This is a genomic window from Sporosarcina sp. NCCP-2222, assembly GCF_023168145.1.
GTDB lineage: Bacteria > Bacillota > Bacilli > Bacillales_A > Planococcaceae > Sporosarcina.
In genome coordinates this window covers 294,572-320,671 of record NZ_BQYK01000002.1, presented here as the reverse complement: position 1 = coordinate 320,671, position 26,100 = coordinate 294,572, and the positions used below count along the sequence as shown (strand labels likewise).

Annotated in this window: 25 protein-coding genes and 2 other annotated features; all 25 genes read left to right on the top strand. The window is 45.9% G+C overall.

Annotation, left to right across the window (positions count from 1 at the left end; all coding sequences use genetic code 11):
- Positions 1-31 precede the first annotated feature (31 nt).
- Positions 32-1,156: a PIN/TRAM domain-containing protein gene (locus NCCP2222_RS05615; RefSeq protein WP_248510378.1), complete on the top strand. Its 1,125-nt coding sequence runs from the start codon at positions 32-34 to the stop codon at positions 1,154-1,156.
- On the top strand, positions 1,156-1,836 hold the full coding sequence (gene ispD / locus NCCP2222_RS05610; protein WP_248510376.1) for a 2-C-methyl-D-erythritol 4-phosphate cytidylyltransferase: 681 nt from the start codon (positions 1,156-1,158) through the stop codon (positions 1,834-1,836). The genes NCCP2222_RS05615 and ispD overlap by 1 nt, the downstream gene beginning before the upstream one ends.
- Before the next feature lie 10 nt (positions 1,837-1,846).
- Positions 1,847-2,323, top strand: coding sequence for a 2-C-methyl-D-erythritol 2,4-cyclodiphosphate synthase (ispF, locus tag NCCP2222_RS05605; RefSeq protein ID WP_248510373.1), 477 nt, complete (start codon positions 1,847-1,849; stop codon positions 2,321-2,323).
- Positions 2,324-2,398: 75 nt separating this feature from the next.
- Positions 2,399-3,856, top strand: coding sequence for a glutamate--tRNA ligase (gltX, locus tag NCCP2222_RS05600; RefSeq protein ID WP_248510372.1), 1,458 nt, complete (start codon positions 2,399-2,401; stop codon positions 3,854-3,856).
- A 73-nt stretch (positions 3,857-3,929) separates the two neighbouring features.
- Positions 3,930-4,143, top strand: a binding site (T-box leader).
- A gap of 196 nt (positions 4,144-4,339) precedes the next feature.
- Positions 4,340-5,008, top strand: a complete 669-nt coding sequence (gene cysE / locus NCCP2222_RS05595; protein ID WP_248510371.1) for a serine O-acetyltransferase — start codon at positions 4,340-4,342, stop codon at positions 5,006-5,008.
- Positions 4,989-6,389: a cysteine--tRNA ligase gene (cysS, locus tag NCCP2222_RS05590; protein ID WP_248510370.1), complete on the top strand. Its 1,401-nt coding sequence runs from the start codon at positions 4,989-4,991 to the stop codon at positions 6,387-6,389. Before cysE ends, cysS begins: the two co-directional genes overlap by 20 nt.
- Positions 6,390-6,394: 5 nt before the next feature.
- On the top strand, positions 6,395-6,817 hold the full coding sequence (locus tag NCCP2222_RS05585) for a Mini-ribonuclease 3 (RefSeq protein ID WP_248510369.1): 423 nt from the start codon (positions 6,395-6,397) through the stop codon (positions 6,815-6,817).
- Positions 6,814-7,557 carry a 23S rRNA (guanosine(2251)-2'-O)-methyltransferase RlmB gene (rlmB, locus tag NCCP2222_RS05580; protein ID WP_248510368.1) on the top strand — a complete coding sequence of 248 codons (744 nt, stop codon included), beginning with the start codon at positions 6,814-6,816 and terminating at the stop codon, positions 7,555-7,557. The genes NCCP2222_RS05585 and rlmB overlap by 4 nt, the downstream gene beginning before the upstream one ends.
- Positions 7,558-7,568: 11 nt before the next feature.
- Positions 7,569-8,084, top strand: coding sequence for an NYN domain-containing protein (locus tag NCCP2222_RS05575; RefSeq protein WP_248510367.1), 516 nt, complete (start codon positions 7,569-7,571; stop codon positions 8,082-8,084).
- A 73-nt stretch (positions 8,085-8,157) separates the two neighbouring features.
- On the top strand, positions 8,158-8,805 hold the full coding sequence (sigH, locus tag NCCP2222_RS05570; RefSeq protein ID WP_238080303.1) for an RNA polymerase sporulation sigma factor SigH: 648 nt from the start codon (positions 8,158-8,160) through the stop codon (positions 8,803-8,805).
- A 106-nt stretch (positions 8,806-8,911) separates the two neighbouring features.
- On the top strand, positions 8,912-9,061 hold the full coding sequence (gene rpmG / locus NCCP2222_RS05565) for a 50S ribosomal protein L33 (RefSeq protein WP_248510366.1): 150 nt from the start codon (positions 8,912-8,914) through the stop codon (positions 9,059-9,061).
- 47 nt (positions 9,062-9,108) lie between these two features.
- Positions 9,109-9,294, top strand: coding sequence for a preprotein translocase subunit SecE (gene secE / locus NCCP2222_RS05560; protein ID WP_207959178.1), 186 nt, complete (start codon positions 9,109-9,111; stop codon positions 9,292-9,294).
- 110 nt (positions 9,295-9,404) lie between these two features.
- Positions 9,405-9,938: a transcription termination/antitermination protein NusG gene (gene nusG / locus NCCP2222_RS05555; protein ID WP_248510364.1), complete on the top strand. Its 534-nt coding sequence runs from the start codon at positions 9,405-9,407 to the stop codon at positions 9,936-9,938.
- Between the two features lie 169 nt (positions 9,939-10,107).
- A complete protein-coding gene (rplK, locus tag NCCP2222_RS05550; RefSeq protein WP_184209374.1) occupies positions 10,108-10,533 on the top strand; it encodes a 50S ribosomal protein L11 in 426 nt (141 codons plus the stop codon).
- A 114-nt stretch (positions 10,534-10,647) separates the two neighbouring features.
- Positions 10,648-11,346 carry a 50S ribosomal protein L1 gene (rplA, locus tag NCCP2222_RS05545; protein ID WP_248510360.1) on the top strand — a complete coding sequence of 233 codons (699 nt, stop codon included), beginning with the start codon at positions 10,648-10,650 and terminating at the stop codon, positions 11,344-11,346.
- 42 nt (positions 11,347-11,388) lie between these two features.
- Positions 11,389-11,533, top strand: a sequence feature (ribosomal protein L10 leader region).
- A 32-nt stretch (positions 11,534-11,565) separates the two neighbouring features.
- On the top strand, positions 11,566-12,066 hold the full coding sequence (rplJ, locus tag NCCP2222_RS05540; RefSeq protein ID WP_248510351.1) for a 50S ribosomal protein L10: 501 nt from the start codon (positions 11,566-11,568) through the stop codon (positions 12,064-12,066).
- Positions 12,067-12,143: 77 nt separating this feature from the next.
- Entirely contained in the window at positions 12,144-12,509 is a 366-nt protein-coding gene (gene rplL, locus NCCP2222_RS05535) for a 50S ribosomal protein L7/L12 (RefSeq protein ID WP_207959170.1), read from the top strand.
- 109 nt (positions 12,510-12,618) lie between these two features.
- Positions 12,619-13,221: a class I SAM-dependent methyltransferase gene (locus NCCP2222_RS05530; RefSeq protein WP_248510349.1), complete on the top strand. Its 603-nt coding sequence runs from the start codon at positions 12,619-12,621 to the stop codon at positions 13,219-13,221.
- Between the two features lie 217 nt (positions 13,222-13,438).
- The gene (rpoB, locus tag NCCP2222_RS05525; protein WP_248510347.1) at positions 13,439-16,981 is read left to right on the top strand and encodes a DNA-directed RNA polymerase subunit beta; all 3,543 of its coding nucleotides are present in this window, start codon (positions 13,439-13,441) and stop codon (positions 16,979-16,981) included.
- A 113-nt stretch (positions 16,982-17,094) separates the two neighbouring features.
- Positions 17,095-20,697 (top strand): DNA-directed RNA polymerase subunit beta', encoded by a 3,603-nt coding sequence (gene rpoC, locus NCCP2222_RS05520; protein ID WP_282570664.1) that lies wholly within the window; start codon positions 17,095-17,097, stop codon positions 20,695-20,697.
- Between the two features lie 127 nt (positions 20,698-20,824).
- The gene (locus NCCP2222_RS05515; RefSeq protein WP_248510340.1) at positions 20,825-21,073 is read left to right on the top strand and encodes a ribosomal L7Ae/L30e/S12e/Gadd45 family protein; all 249 of its coding nucleotides are present in this window, start codon (positions 20,825-20,827) and stop codon (positions 21,071-21,073) included.
- Positions 21,074-21,174: 101 nt separating this feature from the next.
- The gene (gene rpsL / locus NCCP2222_RS05510) at positions 21,175-21,597 is read left to right on the top strand and encodes a 30S ribosomal protein S12 (RefSeq protein WP_184209358.1); all 423 of its coding nucleotides are present in this window, start codon (positions 21,175-21,177) and stop codon (positions 21,595-21,597) included.
- Positions 21,598-21,632: 35 nt separating this feature from the next.
- Positions 21,633-22,103, top strand: coding sequence for a 30S ribosomal protein S7 (gene rpsG, locus NCCP2222_RS05505; protein ID WP_207959161.1), 471 nt, complete (start codon positions 21,633-21,635; stop codon positions 22,101-22,103).
- Positions 22,104-22,299: 196 nt separating this feature from the next.
- Positions 22,300-24,378 carry an elongation factor G gene (gene fusA, locus NCCP2222_RS05500; RefSeq protein WP_248510338.1) on the top strand — a complete coding sequence of 693 codons (2,079 nt, stop codon included), beginning with the start codon at positions 22,300-22,302 and terminating at the stop codon, positions 24,376-24,378.
- 123 nt (positions 24,379-24,501) lie between these two features.
- A complete protein-coding gene (gene tuf / locus NCCP2222_RS05495) occupies positions 24,502-25,689 on the top strand; it encodes an elongation factor Tu (protein ID WP_248510335.1) in 1,188 nt (395 codons plus the stop codon).
- Positions 25,690-26,100 lie beyond the last annotated feature (411 nt).

Here is a 26,100-nt window from a genome sequence, read left to right as displayed (position 1 = left end):
ATAGTATTTACTAATAAAAGGAGGTGTTCCTATGTTAAAAAGAGTTGTCCAAGTCGGTTTTTTGCTGATCGGCGGCACGCTCGGCGTCTTGTTTTTACCGCATTTATTTTCTCTTTTTTCTTTCACGTCCAGACCGATGATCGATAACCCTTATGTGGCAGCTGTAATTGGCGCTATTGTTTTATATTTATTAAGTATCTTTCTAACTGAACCAATTGTGAATTTCATCAAGTGGATGGAAGATCTACTATTGAAGGCACCTATTTTTGATTTGTTATTCGGAACCATCGGGCTGATGGTCGGGTTAAGTGTCGCTTTCCTCGTGAGCTTTGGCCTTAGCAGCGTTGAAATACCGATCATTACATCCATTCTTCCTGTCCTGCTATCTATTTTGCTCGGATATCTCGGCTTTCAAGTGGGATTTAAAAAGCGGGAAGAGTTTATTAATGCCATGGTATCCATTCGCAACAGCGGTCCGAAGAAAAAAGATGGGGGAGAGGCTGCCCGTCCGAAGGATAGCCTGAATAAAATTTTAGATACGAGTGTCATCATTGATGGCCGAGTAGCAGATATTGCATCCACTGGATTTCTGGAAGGGATCTTGGTCGTACCTCAGTTTGTCCTTACGGAATTACAGCATATCGCGGATTCCTCCGATACGTTAAAGCGTACGAAAGGAAGACGGGGCCTAGACGTTTTAAAGCGTCTACAGACGGAAGAAGGGCCTCAAATACTAATTACTGATGAAGACTTCGCAGACGTGGCGGAAGTGGATCTCAAGCTTGTCCGCCTGGCAAAAAGCATGAATGGACTTGTTGTAACAAATGATTTTAATTTGAATAAAGTAGCGGATCTTCATGGTGTATCTGTATTGAATATTAATGATTTGGCCAATGCGGTGAAGCCTGTTGTCATTCCGGGTGAAGAGATGCACGTCGCTGTTATTAAGGATGGCAAGGAGCATAACCAAGGGGTCGCTTATTTGGATGATGGTACAATGATTGTCATCGAAGAGGGAAAAACGCATATCGGCAATACAATCGATGTTGTCGTGACAAGTGTGCTGCAAACATCGGCAGGCCGGATGATTTTTGCCAAGCCGAAAAACGGAAAATCAGATACAAACGGCCGAAAATTGGAAAGATGGGGTAGTTAGTGAAATATACAGTTATGATCCCTGCAGCCGGAAGCGGCAAGCGGATGGGTGCGGGTCGAAACAAGCTTTTTCTTGAACTGGGCGATAAGCCAATATTAATTCATACTTTGGAATTGTTTGAACAGGATCCCGCTTGCGAGCAGATTATTTTGGCTGTCCGTCCGGACGAGAGGAATGAGATCGAAGGATTGCTTGGCCAGTTCGAGATTTCCAAAGCAAATCAGCTGGTTAATGGGGGAGGCGAGCGGCAGCAGAGTGTCGCCGCCTGCATCCGAGCGCATCAGACCGGAGGCATTGTTCTGGTTCATGATGCGGCCAGGCCGTTCATACACCGAGATGTCATACACCGCCTCGTTGAAAATGCGGAGGCTCATGGAGCTGCCATTGCCGGCGTCCAAGCGAAGGATACGATGAAAATGGCATCAGATGGTATAGTAGAGGAAACGGTGGATCGGGACCGTCTTTGGATCATCCAGACGCCGCAGGCATTCCGGTATGAGTTGCTGGCGGAGGCATCCGAAAAGGCGGAAGCAGAAGGGTTCCTTGGAACTGATGAATCTATGCTTGTGGAAAGGCTCGGACATCCGATCAGAGTAGTGGAGAGTACGTACGATAATGTGAAAATGACGACGAAAGAAGATCTTGTCTTCGGCGAGATCTTTTTATCACGTAGACAGTAGGAGGATTATGATGATTCGAGTTGGACAAGGTTTTGACGTGCATGAGTTCGCAGAAGGACGGCCGCTAATTATTGGAGGCGTGACGATTCCACATGAAAAAGGGCTGACAGGGCATTCGGACGCGGATGTACTATTACATACGATTACAGATGCAGCACTCGGAGCGATTGGCGAAGGGGATATCGGACGACATTTCCCTGATACCGATGCAGCGTTTAAAGACGCGGATTCTGCTGTTTTGCTTGAAAAGATCTGGGAGCTCGTCGAGGGACGCGGATACAAGCTTGGAAACATTGACTGCACGATTATTGCCCAGCGGCCAAAAATGGCACCTTATATCGGTGAAATCCAGAAGCGTGTTGCGGAGCTGCTGAAAGCAGACGTGTCACAAGTGAATGTCAAGGCGACGACAACTGAAAAGTTGGGCTTCACAGGGAGAGAAGAAGGGATTGCCTCTATGGCTACCATTCTTCTTGTCAAGGAATGACACCTTTCAAATTGATTGCCACAATGGTAAAATGACACAGGAAATACTTATAAAATGAACGGAGATGGACTCATTATGTCAACAGAAGTACGCGTACGTTACGCGCCGAGCCCGACAGGCCATTTACATATCGGCGGTGCCCGGACAGCGTTATTCAACTATTTATTCGCCCGGCACCACGGAGGGAAGTTCATAATCCGAATCGAGGATACGGATATAGGACGGAATATTGAAGCGGGTGAATTGTCACAGCTTGATAACTTGAAGTGGCTGGGTATCCATCATGATGAATCCGTTGATGTGGGTGGGCCGTATGGTCCGTACCGCCAGATGGAACGCTTGGATATCTATACTGAATATGCAAAGGAAATGCTTGAAAAGGGCCGTGCCTATAAATGTTTCTGCACGACGGAAGAGCTGGAAGCAGAGCGGGAAAGACAGAAAGCGTCCGGCATTGCAGCTCCTATGTATGCGGGCACTTGCCGCCATTTGACTGCTGAGGAAGTAGCTGAAAAGGAAGCGGCCGGCATGCCATATACAATTCGCATGAGGGTTCCTGAAAATGTAACGTACGAAGTGGATGATATGGTTCGAGGCAAGGTGGCATTCGAGTCCAAAGATGTGGGCGATTGGGTGCTCGTCAAAGCGAACGGGATTCCCACGTACAACTTTGCGGTGGTCATCGATGATCATCTGATGAAAATCTCCCATGTTTTCCGTGGAGAAGAGCATTTGACTAATACACCAAAGCAATTGATGATCTATGATGTGTTCGGCTGGGAATACCCTCGCTTCGGCCATATGACATTGATTGTGAATGAAGATCGGAAAAAGCTGTCGAAACGTGACGAGTCGATCATCCAATTTATTTCTCAATATAAGGACCTTGGCTATTTGCCTGACGCGATGTTCAACTTCTTCGCGCTGCTCGGCTGGTCTCCGGGCGGGGAAGAGGAAATCTTTACTCATGATGAGCTGGTGAAGCTGTTTGACGAAAACCGCTTATCCAAATCTCCATCCATGTTTGACAAGCAAAAGTTGACTTGGATGAACAATCAATATGTAAAAAAACGCAGCTTGGAAGAAGTAATCGAGCTGACACTGCCGCATTTGCAATCAGCTGGACGTATCCCTGAAAACATGACGGACGACCAGCGTGCGTGGGTCCATGACCTGATCGCGCTTTACCATACGCAGCTGAGCTATGGAGCGGAGATTGTAGAATTGACTGCCCAGTTCTTCACGGATGAAGTGGAATATGATGAACAATCCAAAGAAGTATTGGCTGGGGAGCAAGTGCCGGAAGTGATGGCGTCCTTCCATAAACAACTGTCAGAACTGGAATCATTTGATGCGGATTCGATTAAGGCAGCTATTAAAGCGGTGCAAAAAGAAACTGGACATAAAGGCAAGAACCTTTTCATGCCGATTCGTGTAGTGGCGACAGGCCAAATGCACGGTCCGGAACTTCCAGAATCCATTGCACTGATCGGCAAGGAGAAAACGCTTAGCCGGGTTGCAAAATTTATTTAAACCTCACAGGCGTATTAATGAATTGACTTTCCCGATAGTCTGTGTACAATTGACATACAATGTATTCCGAACGATAAAAGCGTTGATAGGGAGAAGTACACGATACATGCTTTGCAGAGAGGATCATCACCGGCTGAAAGTGATCCAGGCCGCTGTATTGTAGAAATGCCCCCTTGAGTGCCGCGCCGAACTTACAGTAGGCCGGACGTATGCCTGCGTTAAAGGCTTTAAGCGGGAAGGTTGAACTTCCAAGAAGAGTGGAACCGCGCAGATCATGCGTCTCTGTCTAATTATGGACAGGGGCGCATTTTTTTATTTGACGGATTCTGGGCAAAGGCCAAGATTACACATGGTGCATTTCCGGCGTTTTAGATGGAAAAGCTCTATTTTACGTGCCGGCTCTTTGTTGTTGTTCCCTGCCAATGCCTCGGTTCGATTGCCATTGTGTATGAAAAATAGATAGAAAGTATGGAGGGATCTACATTGTTCAAGAGGATGAGAGAGGATATCCGGTGTATCTTTGAACAGGACCCGGCAGCGCGCAGTACAATCGAAGTCGTGTTGACGTATTCTGGCCTCCATGCCATTTGGGCGCATCGATTTGCGCATGCCTTGTATAAAAGAAAATTTTTGTTTTTGGCGCGTGTCGTTTCTCAGGTCAGCCGGTTTTTCACGGGAATTGAAATTCACCCGGGTGCCGTAATTGGCAGACGCTTGTTCATTGACCATGGGATGGGCATTGTCATCGGCGAAACTTGTGAAATTGGCGACGATGTTACGCTCTATCAAGGGGTGACGCTTGGCGGTACAGGCAAGGAAAAAGGAAAACGCCATCCAACATTGCATAACAATGTACTCGTCGCTTCGGGAGCGAAAGTGCTTGGTTCCATTACAATTGGTGAGAACAGTAAGGTAGGAGCCGGGTCAGTCGTTTTGAAGGACGTACCGCCCGATTCGACTGTTGTCGGGATACCGGGAAAAGTGGTCATCACCAACGGGGTGCGTGTTAAAGAAAAATTAGATCATCATAAAATGCCTGATCCTGTTGAAGAGACGTGTGATCAAATGAAACAAGAAATCGCACAATTGAAAAGCCGTCTTGCGGAGCTGGAAAAAATGGGAGGAGAACGACATGAGCATACAAATTTATAATACATTGACGCGGAAAAAGGAACCTTTCATCCCTATGGAAGAAGGAAAGGTCAAGATGTATGTGTGCGGACCGACCGTCTACAACTACATCCATATTGGAAATGCCCGGCCAGTTATCGTCTTTGATACGGTCCGCCGCTATCTTGAATATCGTGGCTATGATGTCACATACGTTTCAAATTTTACGGATGTGGATGATAAAATCATTCGTACTGCAAACGAGCTTGGCGAAGAAGTAGGAGAACTTACCTCCCGCTTTATCAATGCTTATTTCGAGGATGTAGGAGCGCTTGGGTGTGAAAAGGCAGATATTCATCCGCGAGTGACAGAGCATATTGAAGATATCATTGCATTTATCGAAGTATTGATCGATAAAGGATTTGCTTATGAATCCCATGGTGATGTATATTACCGAACACGGAAATTCGATGATTACGGCAAGCTGTCCCACCAATCAATTGATGAATTGAAAGTCGGTGCCCGAATCGAAGAAAGTGCCATAAAAGAAAATGCTCTTGATTTTGCTCTATGGAAATCTGCGAAAGTAGGAGAAATATCGTGGGAAAGCCCTTGGGGTCCCGGACGTCCGGGCTGGCATATCGAATGCTCCGTCATGGCTAGGGAGCACCTTGGAGACACGATTGATATCCATGCTGGTGGACAGGACTTGGCATTCCCTCATCATGAGAATGAAATTGCCCAGTCGGAAGCGATGACAGGAAAAGAATTTGCGCGGTATTGGATGCACAATGGCTATATTAATATCGACAATGAAAAAATGTCGAAGTCGCTCGGAAACTTCATTCTTGTGAATGATATCCGAAAACAAATCGATCCTCAGGTGCTTCGCTTCTTCATGCTGTCAGTCCATTACAGACATCCTGTCAATTTCTCGCAGGATCTTGTGGAGAGTGCAAAAAACGCATTAGAGCGTATACGGACCGCTTACGGCAACTTGAAGTACCGCCTGGAAACTTCTGCAGATCTAGGTGATCAGCAGGGTATTTGGATTCATAAAGTGGATGAACTTGTGCGTGCCTTCGAAACAGCGATGGATGACGATTTTAATACGGCAAATGCAATGGCAGCTATCTTTGATCTTGTCAAGTTGGCCAATGTATATTTGCTTGAAGAGAATACGCAAGTGCAAGTCTTGTCATATTTTATCGAAACCTTCGACCGGCTGATGGGCGTGCTTGGACTTCCGTTCCAAAGCGAAGGAGAGTTGCTCGATGAGGAGATTGAAGCCTTGATCGAGGAGCGGCTGACAGCTAGAAGGGAACGTAATTTTGCCAGAGCCGATGAAATCCGGGAAGAGCTGAAGGAGCAGGGCATTTTATTGGAAGATACTGCGCAAGGCACCCGTTGGAAAAGAGGGTGACCGCCATGTACAGTCTGCGTGATATCGATGTCAAACAGATGAATGCGCTGGCGCTCGCTTATATGGGGGACGCGGTTTACGAGCAGGCAGTCCGAGAGCATCTGCTGCGCTCGGGAAAGGTGAAGCCGAACACCCTCCATAAAGAGGCGACAAAGTATGTTTCTGCAAAGGCGCAGGCTGCAGCAATCAAAATGCTGCAGCAATCCGGTTTTCTGACAGAGGAGGAAGAAGGAGTCCTCCGCCGCGGACGCAATGCAAAATCAGGCTCTGTGCCTAAACATACAGACGTTATAACGTACAATTATAGTTCGGGGTTTGAAGCGGTGATCGGATATCTATACTTGCTTGGAAGAGCAGAGCGACTCGCGGAGTTCATTCGGAAATCGATTGAGTTCGTGGAGCAGCCAAAGGAGGAGGGCACATTTTGACAACGCATGAAGCTGAACTGATCGGAGGCAAAAATCCCGTGGCGGAAGCTTTGCGATCCGGCAGAGAATTGAACAAAATTTGGGTTGCGGAAGGCTTAAACAAAAAGAGCATTGGTGAAATCATTTCGCTGGCAAAACGTTCAGGTGTCGTCATTCAAGAGGTTCCAAAACGGAAGCTGGATACGATGTTGGAAGTGAATCATCAAGGAATTATTGCATCGGTCGCCGCTTACCGGTACGCAGAACTTTCAGAGCTATTCGATAGGGCGAAGGCACGTCAGGAAGATCCTTTTTTTCTTATTCTGGATGAATTGGAAGACCCTCATAATTTAGGGTCGATCCTCCGGACTGCGGATGCAACTGGCGTCCATGGAGTAATCATTCCTAAGAGGAGATCTGTCGGATTAACGGGAATTGTGGCGAAAGCGTCAACTGGAGCCATTGAACATATTCCGGTCGTACGGGTGAACAATCTATCCCAGACAGTAGAAGACTTAAAGAAATCCGGTGTTTGGATTGCAGGCACTGATGCTTCCGGTTCACAAGATTATCGTTCGATGGATGCCACACTGCCGCTTGCCATCATTATTGGCAGTGAAGGGAAAGGCATGTCCCGGATTTTAAGGGAGAAATGCGATTTCCTTTATTCCTTGCCGATGGTCGGCCATGTTACATCGCTCAACGCATCGGTCGCTGCTTCGCTCTTAATGTATGAAGTTCTGCGGAAACGACGGCCGTAACGGCAAATGTTATGAAGAAAGATATATTGCTCGTCGACGGCTATAATATAATCGGCGCTTGGCAGGAACTCCGTTCTTTGAAAAAAGAGAGGCTCGCGGATGCGCGGGACCGTCTTATCGAACGGATGGCAGAATATAAAGCCCATACAGGATGGCGGGTCATTGTCCTGTTTGATGCTCATCTTGTGCCTGGCATCGAAAAGAAAAATTTGAAACATCATGTCGAAGTGATCTTCACCCGAGAAAACGAAACTGCGGATGAACGAATCGAAAAACTGGTGGCGGAATTGAGCGGGCGCCGTGTGCAAATACATGTCGCCACCTCAGACCGTACAGAGCAATGGGTTATTTTTGCTCAAGGGGCGCTACGGAAATCCGCGAGAGAACTAGAAATTGAGATGGATGATATTGATCACCGGATTGCAAAACAAGTGAAGGATATCCAGGAACAACGGCCGTTTTCAAAGATCCAATTGTCCGATGAAGTTGCTGAAGTATTTGAAAAGTGGAGACGCGGTTTGAAATGAACGGTTGACGCAAAAATTTTCCATACGGTATACTTGGTGAAATGGCAACGAAGATTCGGGGGTGGGGGTATTGGTGGCTAAGACATTTGTGCAAGAGGGGAACTCGGATTTCACCGAACTTACCGATGAAGAGCTAGTGGGGATCATTCACGATGGGGGAACAGATGGGTTGGATTATTTAATTACAAAATACCAACCTTTTGTAAGAATGAAAGCGCGCTCATATTTCATGATGGGTGGAGATCGTGAGGATATCATCCAGGAAGGCATGATCGGACTGTATAAAGCCATCCGTGACTTTAAGGGGGATCGGCTCAGCTCGTTCAAAGCATTTGCGGAACTTTGCATAACGAGGCAGATCATTACGGCGATCAAGACTGCGACAAGGCAGAAGCATATTCCGCTCAATACGTCTGTTTCATTGGACAAGCCGGTTTTTGATGAGGAATCCGACCGCACATTGCTTGATGTCATTGCTGGTTCCGAACTGGACGATCCGGAAGATTTGATGATCCACAAAGAAGATTTTTCGAATATGGAAGATGAGATCAATAAAGTCTTAAGCGGTTTGGAAAAGCAAGTGCTGACGCTCTACTTGGAAGGCCAGACTTATCAAGAAATTTCGGATGAGCTCAACCGGCAAGTGAAGTCGGTTGACAATGCCCTTCAGCGCATCAAACGCAAACTGGAGCGACATATGCAACTGGAGCCGATTCGCTGATGGAATGAAGTTTACGTTACTGTAAGACATTTACCAGTGTATTGACATGGAAAAGTTTAAATGATACTCTTTACCAAGGTATGGACAAACATTGACAGGTGATAAAATGTCAAAAAAAATAATAGTAAGCTGCGAGAAGTGCGGTTCAAGGAACTATTCAGTTCCTGCAACGAGCAGTAAAACTGCTGAGCGATTGATAGTCAAGAAATTTTGCAGACACTGCAATGCACATACAATACACAAGCAGACCGCGTGAAACACTCTTTTGCGTAAGGCACTATAAATTCGGAGGTTTACAGAGTAATGGGGAAGATAACCGGTTTTTTAAGAGATGTTGTCGGGGAAATGCGGAAAGTCAGCTGGCCGAAACGTAAGCAATTGACACGCTATACGATTGTCGTTATTTCCACAGTCGTTTTCATGGCGATCTATTTCGGCTTAGTCGATTTGGGCATATCACAAGTAATGGAATGGTATCTTGCGTTATAATAAGGCAGTATGAATATCCTTTTTGAAAATATCCCGTCTGAGCAAATGAACGGGTTTTTTCATTTTGAATTGAAAAAGGAGGGACGGACACAGTCCTCGTCGATATGGAGATGGAGAAAAAATGGTATGTCGTCCATACGTATTCCGGTTATGAGAACAAAGTAAAAGCTAACTTGGAAAAGCGTGTGGAGACAATGGGTATGCAAGACAAAATATTTCGTGTCGTCATCCCGGAAGAGCAGGAAACAGATTTTAAAGATGGCAAGAAACGGACAGTCATGAAAAAGACGTTCCCGGGCTATGTGCTCGTCGAACTTGTCATGACTGACGATTCTTGGTATGTCGTCCGCAATACGCCGGGTGTTACCGGCTTTATTGGTTCCTCAGGCGGCGGCGCTAAACCGACACCGCTGCTTCCGGAAGAAGTAGATTTCATTTTGAAACAGATGGGCATGAAGGAACGGAACATGGCAGTCGATTTCGAAATCGGCGAAATGATCCAAGTCTTAGAAGGACCGTTTGCGCATTTCCAAGGGAAAGTGGAGGAAATCGACGCGGACAAAGGCAAAGTGCGAGTTTCTGTCGATATGTTCGGCCGCGAAACGATTATGGAACTCGAATTTAACCAAGTTGAAAAATTATGATCCATTGCTACTTGCAAAAAGCAAGTGAAAGTGGTATCATTTCAAAGGTCAGACTATAATCTGATAGTCTGGACGGATTAACCAATTCTACCGGTGTAAACCGGCAGGCACATATTGAGTGGGAGGGGCAACCCATTTACCACATCACGGACTTAAGGAGGTGTGTCTCGTGGCTAAAAAAGTGACGAAAGTTGTTAAATTGCAAATCCCTGCAGGTAAAGCCAATCCGGCTCCGCCAGTTGGACCAGCACTAGGTCAAGCAGGTGTCAACATCATGGGATTCTGTAAAGATTTCAACGCACGTACAGCAGATCAAGCAGGATTAATCATCCCTGTTGAAATAACTGTATTTGAAGACCGTTCATTTACGTTTATTACAAAAACTCCGCCAGCAGCAGTCTTGCTGAAGGTTGCAGCGAAAGTTCAAAAGGGTTCAGGCGAACCTAATAAGAAAAAAGTTGCAACTGTAAAGCGCGACCAAGTTCGCGAAATCGCAGAACAGAAGATGCAAGATCTAAACGCAGCATCTGTAGAAGCGGCGATGGCAATGGTTGAAGGTACTGCTCGCAGTATGGGAATCACGATCGAAGACTGATCCCAACCGGATGCAAAGGTTTTGTAAGTGGGGGTTGCGCTTGTTCACATGAACACGCAACCCTTATTCGTGGGAGGTTCAATCCGTTAAAACCACAATGAGGAGGAAATCTAAATGGCTAAAAGAGGTAAAAAGTTCACTGAAGCTGCGAAACTTGTAGAACGTACAAAAGCGTACGATTACAAGGAAGCGATTGAGCTTGCTAAGAAAACAAGCACAGTCAATTTTGATGCTACAGTTGAAGTCGCTTTCCGCCTAGGAATCGACACTCGTAAAAATGACCAGCAAATCCGTGGGGCTGTCGTGCTTCCAAACGGTACTGGTAAAACTCAACGCGTTCTAGTTTTCGCGAAAGGCGAAAAATTGAAAGAAGCGGAAGCTGCAGGCGCAGACTATGTCGGCGATGCAGAATACATCAACAAAATCCAACAAGGTTGGTTTGATTTTGATGTAATCGTTGCTACTCCTGACATGATGGGTGAAGTTGGTAAGATCGGTCGCGTATTGGGACCAAAAGGTCTTATGCCAAACCCTAAAACAGGCACTGTAACATTTGATGTGGCAAAAGCTGTAGAGGAAATCAAAGCTGGTAAAGTTGAATACCGTGCTGACAAAGCGGGTATCATTCACGCGCCAATCGGAAAAGCTTCTTTTGATGATCAAAAACTTCAAGAGAACTTCACGACTGTTTTTGAAACAATCCTTAAAGCGAAGCCAGCTGCAGCAAAAGGAACATACATGAAGTCCGTTAACGTGACGACTACAATGGGCCCTGCAGTTAAAATCGATCCATCTTCAGTAACAATTAAATAATTTGTTGACAGCAAGCGCATTTTCCTGTAAGATGTCGTTTGTGATTATAAATCATTTGTACCGTAGACAGCAGGGGCCTAGTGCTTAATCATCCTGCCGAGGACAAGACGCTCTTTATTACAAAGATGACGACTTTTCTGCCCTCGTGTCTATGTTCGCATGGACCGAGGGCTTTTCGTATGGTATAAATGACCCCCAATTTCTTTAGGAGGTGTCAAGATGAGCAAAGTATTAGAGGCTAAACAAGCAGTAGTTGAAGAGATCTCAGGTAAACTGAAATCAGCAGTTTCTGTTGTCGTTGTAGACTATCGTGGTCTTAACGTCAGCCAAGTGACTGAACTTCGTAAGCAGCTTCGTGAAGCAGGCGTTGACTTCAAAGTTTACAAAAACTCGATGTCCCGCCGTGCGGCTGAAATTGCAGGTCTTGAAGGATTGAATGAGCACTTGACAGGACCTAACGCAATCGCGTTTTCAACTGAAGACGTTGTAGCTCCTGCTAAAATCCTTAACGATTTTGCAAAGAAGAACGAAAAGCTTGAAATCAAAGCGGGTGTCATCGAAGGCGCTATCGCTACGGTTGAAGACGTGAAAGCATTGGCAGAGCTTCCATCACGCGAAGGTCTACTTTCCATGCTCCTCAGCGTGCTTCAAGCTCCAATGCGCAACTTCGCGCTTGCAACAAAAGCTGTTGCAGAGCAAAAAGAAGAACAAGGCGCGTAATCTTATTATTGTCGCCTGACAACAAAATCGCGGGTTGAAACCCGTCCAAACAATACCTAATTTAGGAGGAACATAAAATGACTAAAGAACAAATCCTTGACGCGATTAAAGAAATGACAGTCCTTGAGCTTAACGATCTAGTAAAAGCTATCGAAGAAGAATTCGGCGTAACTGCTGCTGCTCCTGTAGCAATGGTTGGCGGTGCGGGTGCTGGTGAAGCTGCTGCTGAGCAAACTGAATTCGACGTAATCCTTGCTTCTGCTGGTGCAGAAAAAATCAAAGTTATCAAAGCGGTTCGCGAAATCACAGGTCTTGGCTTGAAAGAAGCTAAAGAACTAGTTGACAACGCTCCAAAACCACTTAAAGAAGGCGTTTCTAAAGAAGAAGCTGAAGAAATGAAAGCTAAACTTGAAGAAGTTGGCGCTGGCGTAGAACTTAAGTAATTTTCATAAGGAAGGAAAGCTCGTCGAAAATGGACGGGCTTTTCTTCGTTTTTTTATCTGTGAAGCAATTTGACATGTAACGCAATTCGCGTGCGTCAGGAGGCATTGTATGTCAGAGCATTATTACTCGAAAAAACCGTCAGTGAAAAGTGATCCGAAAGAGTGGAAGACTGTCATCCGGGATAAAGGCTTTCGGTTTAAAACGGATGCAGGTGTGTTCAGCAAAGGAGAATTGGACTTTGGTTCACGCCTTCTGGCCGAATCATTCCAACTGCCCCGAGTAGAAGGTGATCTGCTTGATGTTGGGTGTGGATATGGACCCATCGGACTGTCGATCGCCGCATCTTTTCCGGATCGGAATGTTCATATGGTCGATGTGAACGAAAGGGCGCTTGCACTTGCGAAAGGTAACGCGGAGCTGAATGGAATCGCTAATGTAAATATCTACCCAAGCGATGCCCTATCAGCTGTATCTGGAGATCGGTTTGCCGCTGTGATAACGAACCCTCCTATCCGGGCAGGAAAAGAGACGGTGTTCACCATTTATCAGGGAGCCTATTCTAAGTTGATCCCTGGAGGAGAGTTATGGGTGGTCATTCAGAAGAAGCAGGGAGCTCCCTCTACATCTTCTAAGATGGAAGAGCTTTTCGGCAATGTGGAGACGGTGGCGAAGAACAAAGGATACTTTATTTTCAAGTCAAAAAAACATTGACTCACTAAACTTGTTGTGGTAGCATTATAAAATGCATAAATATTATAATGCGGTCGTGTGCCCTTTTGCATAAGAAGTGGAAAAGTTAGGCATACTGGCAATGGATAAAAGATTGTTAAACCGAAAATGAGCTCTAGACGGAACTCGTTTTCTTTTTGTTTTTTCGATATCATACACCATTTTTATGATTTCGCAAAGAACTAATATTGTTTGAGGGGTGAAAGAGTTGACAGGTCATTTAGTTCAGTATGGTCAACACCGTCAGCGCAGAAGTTTCGCGCGAATCAATGAGGTCCTCGAGTTGCCGAATTTGATTGAGATCCAGACGGCATCTTACGAGTGGTTCTTGGAAGAAGGATTACGTGAGATGTTCCACGATATTTCCCCGATCCAGGATTTCACAGGGAATCTTTCGTTGGAATTCGTCGATTATCAACTTGGGGAGCCCAAATACCCGGTCGATGAATCAAAAGAACGTGACGTAACGTACGCAGCACCGCTCCGCGTTAAAGTGCGCTTGCACAACAAAGAAACAGAAGAGGTGAAAGAGCAGGACGTTTTCATGGGCGACTTCCCGCTTATGACTGAAAACGGAACGTTCATCATCAATGGTGCGGAACGGGTTATCGTTTCCCAGTTGGTGCGTTCACCGAGCGTTTATTATAATGACAAGACGGATAAGAATGGTAAACGCGGTTTCTCCGCGACAGTCATTCCTAACCGTGGAGCTTGGCTAGAATACGAAACGGATGCCAAAGATGTCGTGCATGTCCGCATCGACCGTACACGAAAGCTGCCGATCACAGTGCTTTTGCGTGCCCTTGGCTTCTCCACAGATCAAGAGATCATCGAGTTGCTTGGAGACAATGAGTATCTTCGCAACACGCTAGAGAAAGACAATACCGAAAACTCGGAAAAAGCGCTTCTGGAAATTTACGAGCGCCTTCGTCCTGGCGAACCGCCTACATTGGACAGTGCCAAGAGTCTTTTGTATTCTCGTTTCTTCGATGCGAAGCGATATGACCTTGCAAATGTGGGCCGTTACAAAATGAATAAAAAACTCCATTTGCAAAATCGCTTATTCAATCAGGTTGTTGCGGAAACACTAGTTGACCCTGAAACTGGCGAAATTTTGTTGGAGAAAGATCAACTCATCGACCGCAGAACATTGGACCGCCTTTTGCCTCATCTCGAAAAGGGCATCGGCATCCAGGAAATCTCGCATGTCGGTGGTGTCTTGGAAGATGATATTACTATCCAAACCATTAAGATATATGCTCCAAAAAGCGAAGACAAGCAAGTGATCAATGTAATTTCTAACGCTAATATTGATGAGTCAGTGAAGCATGTCACGCCAGCTGACATCGTTGCTTCAATTAGCTACTTCTTCAATTTACTGCATGGCGTCGGCAATACAGACGACATTGACCACCTTGGAAACCGCCGTCTCCGTTCGGTTGGTGAATTGCTTCAAAATCAGTTCCGGATTGGTCTTTCCAGAATGGAACGGGTTGTTAAGGAACGGATGTCGATCAATGATACGCAGTCAATCGTACCGCAGCAGCTGATCAATATCCGACCTGTTATTGCATCTATTAAAGAGTTCTTTGGAAGCTCCCAGTTGTCACAGTTCATGGACCAGACAAACCCGCTTGCGGAATTAACGCACAAGCGTAGGCTTTCTGCCTTGGGGCCTGGCGGTCTTACACGGGAACGTGCCGGAATGGAAGTCCGTGACGTCCACTATTCTCACTATGGCCGTATGTGTCCAATTGAAACGCCGGAAGGTCCGAACATCGGGTTGATCAACTCGCTCTCGACATTTGCGCGTGTGAATAAATTCGGTTTCATCGAAACGCCTTATCGGAAAGTAGATCCGGAAACAAATCGTGTTACAAAACAAATCGACTATCTGACAGCAGATATCGAGGACAATTATGTCGTTGCACAAGCGAATGCACCTCTAAATGATGATGGCTCGTATGTGAACGAGGAAGTCATCGGCCGTTTCCAAGGGGATAACACGGTCTTCAAACGTGAACAAATCGATTACATGGACGTTTCGCCGAAACAGGTAGTTTCTGCGGCGACAGCATGTATTCCATTCCTTGAAAACGATGACTCGAACCGTGCCCTCATGGGTGCGAACATGCAGCGGCAGGCTGTACCATTGCTCAATCCGGAAGCGCCGTTTGTCGGAACTGGAATGGAGCATGTATCAGCCCGTGACTCAGGTGCAGCTGTTACTGCGAAATATGACGGTATTGTAGAGCATGTAGAAGCGAAAGAAGTCCGCATTCGACGCATTGAAACAATCGACGGGAAAGAAGTGAAGGGTGACCTTACTGTGTACCGTCTGGAGAATTTCATTCGTTCCAACCAAGGGACTTGCTATAACCAACGTCCGATCGTATCTGTAGGTGATCGTGTGAAACCACGCGATATCATCGCTGACGGTCCATCCATGGATAAAGGTGAATTGGCGCTTGGACGAAACGTATTAGTCGGATTCATGACGTGGGATGGCTATAACTATGAGGATGCCATCATCATGAGTGAACGCCTTGTGAAAGACGACGTATTCACTTCGATCCATATTGAAGAGTACGAATCAGAAGCACGGGATACGAAACTCGGACCTGAAGAAATTACACGGGATATTCCGAACGTCGGTGAAGACGCACTTCGCAACCTCGATGACCGCGGCATTATCCGCGTCGGTGCAGAAGTACGCGATGGCGATATCCTAGTTGGTAAAGTAACGCCTAAAGGGGTTACTGAACTGACTGCTGAAGAACGTCTTTTACATGCAATTTTCGGAGAAAAAGCACGGGAAGTGCGCGATACTTCATTACGTGTTCCACACGGCGCGGGCGGTATCGTCCTAGACGTGAAAGTGTTCAACCGCGAAGACGGGGATGAATTGCCACCGGGCGTCAATCAGCTCGTTCGTGCTTATATCGTCCAAAAACGTAAGATCTCTGTTGGGGACAAGATGGCGGGACGTCACGGTAACAAGGGGGTTATCTCCCGGATTTTACCGGAGTCTGATATGCCATTCTTGCCGGACGGCACGCCGATCGATGTCATGTTGAATCCACTTGGCGTACCATCCCGTATGAATATCGGTCAGGTTTTGGAATTGCATCTTGGAATGGCTGCACGTAATCTGGGTATCCACATGGCTTCCCCGGTATTTGACGGCGCCAACGAAGAAGATGTTTGGGATACGATGGAAGAGTCCGGCATGAATCGTGACGGAAAAACGGTCTTGTATGATGGTCGCTCAGGTGAACCGTTTGATAACCGGGTCTCTGTTGGTGTCATGTATATGATCAAGTTGGCCCACATGGTCGACGATAAACTCCATGCCCGTTCCACTGGACCATACTCACTTGTTACACAGCAACCGCTCGGTGGTAAAGCCCAATTCGGCGGACAGCGTTTCGGGGAGATGGAAGTATGGGCACTGGAAGCTTACGGTGCTGCCTATACATTGCAAGAGATTCTTACAGTGAAGTCCGATGATGTTGTAGGCCGTGTAAAAACATACGAAGCGATTGTCAAAGGACAAAGTGTACCGCAGCCAGGCGTTCCAGAATCATTCAAAGTATTGATCAAGGAACTTCAAAGCCTCGGCTTAGATGTTAAGATGCTAACAGATGATTTCGAGGAGATCGAGATGCGTGATCTTGATGAAGATGACGATATGCAGCCGACGGATGCACTCAATCTCATGACGGAAGATCAGCCTGTTTGATTTCATACCAATAGGGGAGTCCTGAAGTACTCCCCTATTTTCAACGGATAGGAAATGTGAAGCTTGATTTTATGGAACCATCGTGGAGATAAGATTAAAGGGAGGTAGGCTCCTTGATAGATGTTAATAATTTTGAGTATATGAAGATTGGCCTCGCTTCGCCAGATAAGATCCGTTCTTGGTCATATGGTGAAGTGAAGAAACCTGAAACAATCAACTACCGTACGTTAAAGCCCGAGAAAGACGGCTTGTTCTGCGAGCGTATCTTCGGACCGACGAAAGACTGGGAATGTCATTGCGGTAAATACAAGCGAGTACGTTACAAAGGTGTTGTATGTGACCGTTGTGGCGTTGAGGTAACTCGTCAAAAAGTTCGACGCGAGCGTATGGGACATATTGAATTGGCTGCTCCTGTAACACATATTTGGTATTTCAAAGGGATCCCGAGCCGTATGGGACTCATTTTGGATATGACGCCACGTGCATTGGAAGAAGTCATCTACTTTGCATCTTATGTCGTTATTGAACCGGCCGATACTCCGCTAGAGCGTAAACAATTGCTTTCTGAAAAGGAATATCGCTTATACCGTGAAAAGTACGGCAACAAGTTCCAAGCTTTGATGGGTGCAGAAGCGATTGAACAGCTTTTGAAAGCGATCGATCTAGACAAGGAAACGGAAATGCTGAAAGAGGAATTGAAAACTGTTCAGGGACAGCGCCGCACACGTGCGATCCGTCGCCTTGAAGTTGTGGAATCATTCCGTAATTCAGGCAACCGTCCTGAATGGATGGTCCTTGAAGTGCTTCCGGTCATCCCGCCAGAATTGCGTCCGATGGTTCAATTGGATGGCGGCCGTTTCGCCACTTCGGATTTGAATGACCTGTATCGCCGAGTCATCAACCGTAACAATCGTCTAAAGCGTTTGCTTGATCTAGGCGCACCTGGCATCATCGTCCAAAACGAAAAGCGGATGCTTCAGGAAGCAGTTGATGCATTAGTTGATAACGGACGACGCGGACGCCCTGTCACTGGACCGGGAAATCGTCCATTGAAGTCTTTGTCACATATGCTGAAAGGGAAACAAGGTCGTTTCCGTCAAAACCTGCTCGGTAAACGGGTTGACTATTCAGGCCGTTCCGTTATCGTCGTAGGCCCGAACTTGAAAATGTATCAGTGCGGATTGCCTAAGGAAATGGCGATCGAGCTATTCAAGCCGTTTGTTATGAAAGAGCTTGTAGAGCGCGGACTTGCACATAACATTAAGAGTGCGAAGCGTAAGATTGAACGTCTGCATTCTGAAGTGTGGGATGTTCTTGAAGATGTTATCAGGGAACACCCAGTTCTTCTTAACCGGGCACCTACTCTTCACAGACTTGGTATCCAGGCGTTTGAGCCGATGCTTGTTGAAGGCCGTGCCATCCAGCTGCATCCGCTCGTATGTACAGCATATAACGCTGACTTCGACGGTGACCAAATGGCTGTTCACGTTCCGTTATCCGCAGAGGCCCAAGCGGAAGCGCGTTTGCTCATGCTTGCGGCACAAAACATCTTGAACCCGAAAGATGGTAAACCGGTTGTTACACCTTCCCAGGACATGGTATTAGGTAACTATTACCTAACACTGGAACGTAAAGGTGCAGCAGGCGAAGGAACTGTCTTCAGTAATGTGAATGAAGCATTGATCGCATACCAGACAGGTCATGTACATCTTCATACAAGAATCGCTGTGTACGCTGGATCATTGAACAACCCGACGTTCACAGAAGAGCAGAACCACAAGCTCTTGCTGACAACAGTCGGAAAGTTGATCTTTAACGAAATCCTTCCGGAAACATTCCCGTATATCAATGAGCCGACAAACCACAACTTGGAAGTGGAAACGCCGGATAAATACTTCGTTGACGGAACTGTAAACGTTAAGGAACATCTGCAAAGCGTTGACTTGGTAGCACCTTTCGTTAAGAAATTCCTAGGTAACATCATTGCGGAGATCTTTAAGAAGTTCCATATTACCGAGACTTCCAAAATGCTGGACCGGATGAAAAACCTAGGTTTCAAATATTCCACGCGTGCAGGTATCACTGTTGGTATCGCTGATATCGTCGTCTTGCCGAATAAAGATGAAATCTTGCAGGAAGCGCAAAGTAAAGTGGATAAAGTAACTCAGCAATTCCGACGTGGTCTCATTACGGAAGAAGAACGATATGATCGTGTTATTTCTTATTGGAGCCATGCCAAGGATGAAATTCAAGACAAGTTGATGGATTCCTTGGAAAACACGAACCCAATTTACATGATGAGTGATTCCGGAGCGCGGGGTAACGCATCGAACTTTACGCAGCTCGCTGGGATGCGTGGTTTGATGGCCAACCCGGCTGGACGTATCATCGAACTACCGATCAAATCGTCATTCCGTGAAGGTCTTACGGTTCTCGAGTACTTTATCTCGACCCATGGCGCGCGGAAAGGTCTTGCGGATACAGCTCTTAAAACGGCCGATTCAGGTTACTTGACTCGTCGTCTTGTAGACGTTGCCCAAGATGTTATCGTCCGTGAAGATGATTGTGGCACGGATAGAGGTCTAGAAATTTCTGCACTGACTGAAGGCGCTGAGATTATCGAAACTCTGGAAGAGCGTATTGAAGGCCGCCACACGAAGAAAACAATTCGCCACCCGGAAACTGGTGAAGTGATTGTTGAGAAAGATGGCTTAATTACGGCTGACTTATCTCGGAAAGTAATTGATGCAGGCATCGAGACAGTGACGATTCGTTCTGCATTTACATGTAATACGAAACACGGTGTATGTAAAAAATGTTACGGCATCAACTTGGCTACAGGTGAAACGGTTGAGGTCGGTGAAGCAGTCGGAATCATCGCTGCACAATCGATTGGAGAACCAGGAACTCAGCTTACGATGCGTACATTCCATACAGGGGGTGTCGCAGGAGACGATATCACATCAGGTCTTCCGCGTATCCAAGAAATTTTCGAAGCAAGGAATCCTAAAGGGCAAGCTGTCATTTCTGAAATCAAAGGTGAAGTGACCGAAATCGATGAAATCCGGGAAGGACAGAAAGAAGTCACAATCCAGGGTGAAGTCGAAACAAGAAAATACTTGGCTCCTTACAATGCCCGTCTAAAAGTTCAAATTGGCGATTCGATCGACCGGGGTGAAAGCATCACGGAAGGTTCAATCGATCCGAAAGAATTAATTGTTGTAAAAGATGTCGCAACGGTTCAGGAATACTTGCTGAAGGAAGTTCAGAAAGTATACCGTATGCAAGGTGTTGAAATCGGAGATAAGCACGTTGAAGTAATGGTTCGCCAAATGCTTCGCAAAGTGCGTGTTATTGAAGCTGGAGACACTGACTTGTTGCCTGGATCTTTGCTGGATATCCATCAGTTCTCAGAAGCCAATGGCGCTGTCCTCAAAAAAGGCAAAGTGCCGGCAACATCCCGTCCGGTCATTCTTGGTATTACAAAAGCGTCGCTTGAGACGGAATCATTCCTATCTGCAGCTTCCTTCCAAGAAACGACGCGTGTCCTTACGGATGCAGCTATCAAAGGCAAGACGGATGAATTGCTCGGCTTGAAGGAAAATGTCATCATCGGTAAACTTGTACCAGCTGGAACAGGTATGCAGCGTTACCGTCATGTCGAGATGGAACAAGACAAAGAAGCAGACTCCGCTGACGCAGTATCAGTAGAGTAACCCGGAACAAAACGGGGGAGTCAAAAAGATCCCCCCGTTTTTTCTATTAATTGTTGACAGTTTCTCCGGCAGGTGATAATATACAAAAGGTTGATAGTTGAATGTCTGTACTTTGGAGGATATGCTCATGTCTTATGATAAAGTGGAGCAGGCACAGAAAACGATCATCGGTACAAAGCAAACAGTTAAAGCGATCCGCACAGGTGCTGCAAAGGAAGTTATCCTTGCGACCGATGCAGATGAACGCTTTATCGTCCCGGTAGTCCGGGAAGCAGAGCTTCACGGCATCCCTATTACTTATGTGGACTCGAGAATTACTCTCGGCCATGCATGTGGAATAGAGGTTGGAGCAGTAGCGGTTGCAATTACTGTTTAATGGTTTTTGTGTATATATGCACAAAGACTTTGTTTTTACCCTTAAAATGAACCACCTGGATGTGTGGTCTTGTAAAAGAGTAATGAAAGGAGGAAAATCCGATGCCTACAATTAACCAATTGGTCCGCAAACCTCGTAAATCGAAAGTTTCCGGTTCTAAATCACCAGCACTCGGAAAGAGCTATAACAGCTTCAAAAAGTCGATGACTGATGTTAATTCACCACAAAAAAGAGGTGTTTGCACACGTGTCGGCACGATGACTCCGAAGAAACCGAACTCGGCTCTTCGTAAATATGCACGTGTACGTTTGACTAACACTCTTGAAGTCAACGCTTATATCCCTGGTGAAGGCCACAACCTTCAAGAGCACAGCGTTGTTCTTATCCGCGGCGGACGTGTAAAAGACTTACCGGGTGTTCGTTACCACATCGTTCGTGGTGCACTCGATACAGCTGGCGTAACTGGCCGTATGCAAAGCCGTTCTCAATACGGTGCGAAAAGACCAAAAGAAAAGAAAAACTAATAACGAAATGATCATTTCGAAAGGAGGAACACAATATGCCTCGTAAAGGTCCTGTTGCAAAGCGTGACGTATTACCGGATCCGATTTACAATTCCAAGCTTGTCACTCGTCTTATCAATAAAATGATGGTAGACGGTAAAAAAGGTACATCTCAAAAAATCCTCTATGGTGCGTTTGAACTTGTTAAAGAACGTTCCGGAAAAGACCCGATTGAAGTATTTGAAGCTGCACTTAACAATGTAATGCCTGTACTTGAAGTACGTGCTCGCCGTGTCGGTGGTGCGAACTACCAAGTTCCAGTCGAAGTACGTCCTGAACGCCGTACGACACTAGGATTGCGCTACCTTGTGAACTACTCCCGTACACGCGGTGAGAAAACAATGGAGGAACGTCTTGCGAATGAAATCCTTGATGCTTCCAACAACACAGGTGCTTCCGTAAAACGTCGTGAAGAAATGCACAAGATGGCTGAAGCGAACAAAGCATTCGCTCACTATCGCTGGTAAGATCGGACATTTATCTTTCTGCGGCAGAAGAATCTGCAACGCGTGCTAGCTTTTGCTGAACGGAGATAAAAGCCTTAGGTGATGAAGAAGATTTTCAAGAGAAATTTTACGAGCTCGCTCTTGTTGATCTGAAAATACATACACCGAGGTGTGATTTGATTGATGCCCCAACCCGAAACGGAAGGAGATATACAAAATGGCTAGAGAGTTCTCCTTAGAGAATACTCGTAACATTGGTATCATGGCTCACATCGACGCTGGTAAAACGACGACGACTGAGCGGATCCTTTTTTACACAGGTAAGATCCATAAAATCGGAGAAACGCACGAGGGTGCTTCTCAGATGGACTGGATGGAGCAGGAACAAGAGCGTGGTATCACGATCACTTCTGCGGCAACAACTGCACAATGGAAAGGCCATCGAGTAAACATCATCGATACACCGGGACACGTGGACTTCACTGTTGAAGTTGAGCGTTCACTCCGTGTACTTGATGGTGCTGTAACAGTTCTTGATGCGCAATCAGGTGTTGAGCCTCAAACTGAAACAGTTTGGCGCCAGGCTACTACTTATGGTGTACCTCGTATCGTGTTCGTCAACAAGATGGACAAGACAGGTGCAGATTTCCTATATTCAGTAGGTACGCTTCACAACCGTCTTCAAGCAAATGCACACCCGATCCAATTGCCGATCGGCTCTGAAGATACATTCCGCGGAATCATCGACCTTGTCGAAATGAAAGCGACTATGTATGGTAATGACCTTGGTACAGATACAACTGTCGAGGAAATTCCTGAAGAGTTCCGTGCACAAGCTGAAGAATACCGTGAGAAGCTAATCGAAGCGATTGTTGATTTCGATGAAGATCTTATGGAGAAATACCTCGGCGGCGAAGAGCTTACAGTCGAAGAAATCAAAACAGCTATCCGTAAAGCGACACTTGCGGTAGAGTTCTACCCTGTTGTTTGCGGTACAGCATTTAAAAACAAAGGTGTTCAGCTAGTTCTTGATGCAGTCGTTGACTACTTGCCTGCACCAACAGATATCCCTTCAATGAGCGGTATCAACCCTGATACAGAAGAAGAGGAAGAGCGTCATCCAAGCGACGAAGATCCATTCTCCGCGCTTGCATTTAAAGTTATGACTGACCCTTACGTCGGTAAACTTACATTCTTCCGTGTCTATTCAGGTGTCCTTCAATCAGGTTCTTACGTACAGAACTCGACGAAAGGCAAGCGTGAGCGTGTTGGACGTATCCTTCAAATGCACGCGAACAGCCGTGAAGAGATCAGTGAAGTCCACGCGGGTGAAATCGCGGCAGCTGTTGGATTGAAAGATACAACAACTGGGGACACACTTTGTGATGAAAAGGCGCCAATCATCCTTGAATCAATGGAATTCCCTGAACCGGTAATCTCCGTTGCAATCGAGCCGAAAACAAAAGGCGACCAAGACAAAATGGGTAATGCTCTTGCTAAATTGCAAGAAGAAGACCCTACATTCCGTGCGCATACAGACCAAGAAACAGGCGAAGTTATCATCGCTGGTATGGGTGAGCTTCACCTAGATATCATCGTTGACCGTCTACGCCGTGAGTTCAAGGTTGAAGCTAACGTAGGTGCTCCACAAGTATCTTACCGTGAAACATTCCGCAGCGCTGCGGAAGTTGAAGGTAAGTTTGTCCGCCAATCTGGTGGTCGTGGACAATACGGACACGTTTGGATCGAATTCTCTCCAAACGAAGAAGGAAAAGGATTCGAATTCCAAAACGCAATCGTCGGTGGGGTTGTTCCTCGTGAATACATTCCATCCGTTGAAGCGGGTCTTCGTGACTCACTAGACAATGGTGTTCTTGCTGGATATCCATTGATCGATGTTAAAGCTCGTCTCTTTGACGGATCTTACCATGACGTTGACTCCAACGAAATGGCATTCAAGATCGCTGCGTCCATGGCACTTAAAAACGCAGCAGCTAAATGTAATCCAGTACTTCTCGAGCCAATGATGAAAGTTGAAGTCATCATCCCTGAAGAATACATGGGAGATATCATGGGTGACATCACTTCCCGTCGTGGACGCGTAGAAGGTATGGAAGCACGCGGTAACGCACAAGTTGTCCGTGCAATGGTTCCACTAGCGGAAATGTTCGGTTACGCAACATCTCTACGTTCGAATACACAAGGACGCGGTGTGTTCTCAATGGTATTCGATCACTACGAAGATGTACCGAAATCAATCTCTGAAGAAGTCATCAAAAAAAATAAAGGCGAATAATTGTATTTCGTCCTTGTTTCTACAGTTGATTACTTGTAAGATATGGATAGTTGAAGGGAATGAACCTTCAGCTTCCATAGCTATATAAAATTAAACACTCACATTTTAAGGAGGAATTCCAAAATGGCTAAAGAAAAATTCGACCGCTCCAAGGAGCATGCTAACATTGGTACAATCGGTCACGTTGACCATGGTAAAACAACTTTGACTGCAGCAATCGCTACAGTTCTTTCAAAGAAAATGGGTGGAGAAGCGAAATCATACGCTGACGTTGATAACGCTCCAGAAGAAAAAGAGCGTGGAATCACAATCAACACTTCTCACATCGAGTATGAAACTGAAAAGCGTCACTATGCACACGTTGACTGCCCAGGACATGCTGACTATGTTAAGAACATGATCACTGGTGCTGCTCAAATGGACGGCGGTATCCTAGTAGTATCTGCTGCTGACGGCCCAATGCCACAAACTCGTGAGCACATCCTTCTTTCCCGTCAAGTAGGTGTTCCTTACCTAGTTGTATTCATGAACAAATGTGACATGGTTGACGACGAAGAACTTCTTGAACTAGTTGAGATGGAAATTCGTGACCTTCTTTCCGAGTATGAGTTCCCTGGCGACGACCTACCAGTCATCAAAGGTTCTGCTCTTAAAGCTCTTGAAGGAGAGCCAGAGTGGGAAGAGAAAGTCGTTGAGCTTATGAACGCTGTTGACGAGTACATTCCAACTCCTCCACGTGACACTGAAAAGCCATTCATGATGCCTGTCGAGGACGTATTCTCGATCACAGGCCGTGGTACAGTTGCTACAGGACGCGTTGAGCGTGGCCAAGTTAAAGTCGGTGACGTTGTAGAAATCATCGGTTTGACTGAAGAACCAAAATCAACAACTGTAACAGGTGTTGAAATGTTCCGTAAGCTTCTTGACTATGCAGAAGCTGGAGACAACATCGGTGCACTTCTTCGTGGGGTAGCTCGTGAAGATATCGAACGTGGTCAAGTACTTGCAAAGCCAGGTACAATCACGCCGCACACTAAGTTCAAATCAGAAGTTTACGTTCTTTCTAAAGAAGAGGGTGGACGTCACACTCCATTCTTCTCTAACTACCGTCCACAGTTCTACTTCCGTACAACTGACGTAACTGGAATCATTCATCTTCCAGAAGGCGTTGAGATGGTTATGCCTGGAGACAACGTTGAAATGACTGTTGAATTGATCTCTCCAATCGCGATTGAAGAAGGAACTAAATTCTCAATCCGTGAAGGTGGACGTACAGTTGGCGCTGGCGTTGTTGCTACAATCGAAAAGTAAGATCATACATTGATTGCAATCATGGAAATCCCGTCCTTGTGACGGGATTTTTCATGTCTACAAAACGCAGCTGAGTGTTCTGCTCGACGATTCGGATTATCTACAAATCTCACATACACTCATCTGAAGTAAGTATCCGCTTAATTTGAAGAGTCCTATATTAAGTACTCAAAAACAATAACTAAATCGTCTGGGATATATAGTAGAGATAACTAAAGAAACCGTCAAACGGAGCGTATGCAGACCGTAGAGGTAACACATTTCTCTGACTTTATTCCAAATTTATGGATCCCACTTGAATATCTGAACCGAAGAATATATAATAAGCAAGGTTAAAGAAAAAGATTTTCCGTAAAAGACTTGCGGAAATCTATATCCTTATGTATAATGTTGAATGTTGGTCTTTGACTG

Coding starts and splice junctions, on each gene's coding strand:
- gltX (WP_248510372.1), top strand. CDS start 2,399: ATGTCAACAGAAGTACGCGTACGTTACGCGCCGAGCCCGACAGGCCAT.
- ispF (WP_248510373.1), top strand. CDS start 1,847: ATGATTCGAGTTGGACAAGGTTTTGACGTGCATGAGTTCGCAGAAGGA.
- nusG (WP_248510364.1), top strand. CDS start 9,405: ATGGAGAAAAAATGGTATGTCGTCCATACGTATTCCGGTTATGAGAAC.
- NCCP2222_RS05515 (WP_248510340.1), top strand. CDS start 20,825: ATGTCTTATGATAAAGTGGAGCAGGCACAGAAAACGATCATCGGTACA.
- rpmG (WP_248510366.1), top strand. CDS start 8,912: ATGTCAAAAAAAATAATAGTAAGCTGCGAGAAGTGCGGTTCAAGGAAC.
- secE (WP_207959178.1), top strand. CDS start 9,109: ATGGGGAAGATAACCGGTTTTTTAAGAGATGTTGTCGGGGAAATGCGG.
- cysS (WP_248510370.1), top strand. CDS start 4,989: ATGAGCATACAAATTTATAATACATTGACGCGGAAAAAGGAACCTTTC.
- rpsG (WP_207959161.1), top strand. CDS start 21,633: ATGCCTCGTAAAGGTCCTGTTGCAAAGCGTGACGTATTACCGGATCCG.
- rplJ (WP_248510351.1), top strand. CDS start 11,566: ATGAGCAAAGTATTAGAGGCTAAACAAGCAGTAGTTGAAGAGATCTCA.
- tuf (WP_248510335.1), top strand. CDS start 24,502: ATGGCTAAAGAAAAATTCGACCGCTCCAAGGAGCATGCTAACATTGGT.
- rplL (WP_207959170.1), top strand. CDS start 12,144: ATGACTAAAGAACAAATCCTTGACGCGATTAAAGAAATGACAGTCCTT.
- NCCP2222_RS05585 (WP_248510369.1), top strand. CDS start 6,395: ATGTACAGTCTGCGTGATATCGATGTCAAACAGATGAATGCGCTGGCG.
- fusA (WP_248510338.1), top strand. CDS start 22,300: ATGGCTAGAGAGTTCTCCTTAGAGAATACTCGTAACATTGGTATCATG.
- rpsL (WP_184209358.1), top strand. CDS start 21,175: ATGCCTACAATTAACCAATTGGTCCGCAAACCTCGTAAATCGAAAGTT.
- NCCP2222_RS05575 (WP_248510367.1), top strand. CDS start 7,569: ATGAAGAAAGATATATTGCTCGTCGACGGCTATAATATAATCGGCGCT.
- NCCP2222_RS05530 (WP_248510349.1), top strand. CDS start 12,619: ATGTCAGAGCATTATTACTCGAAAAAACCGTCAGTGAAAAGTGATCCG.
- NCCP2222_RS05615 (WP_248510378.1), top strand. CDS start 32: ATGTTAAAAAGAGTTGTCCAAGTCGGTTTTTTGCTGATCGGCGGCACG.
- rplA (WP_248510360.1), top strand. CDS start 10,648: ATGGCTAAAAGAGGTAAAAAGTTCACTGAAGCTGCGAAACTTGTAGAA.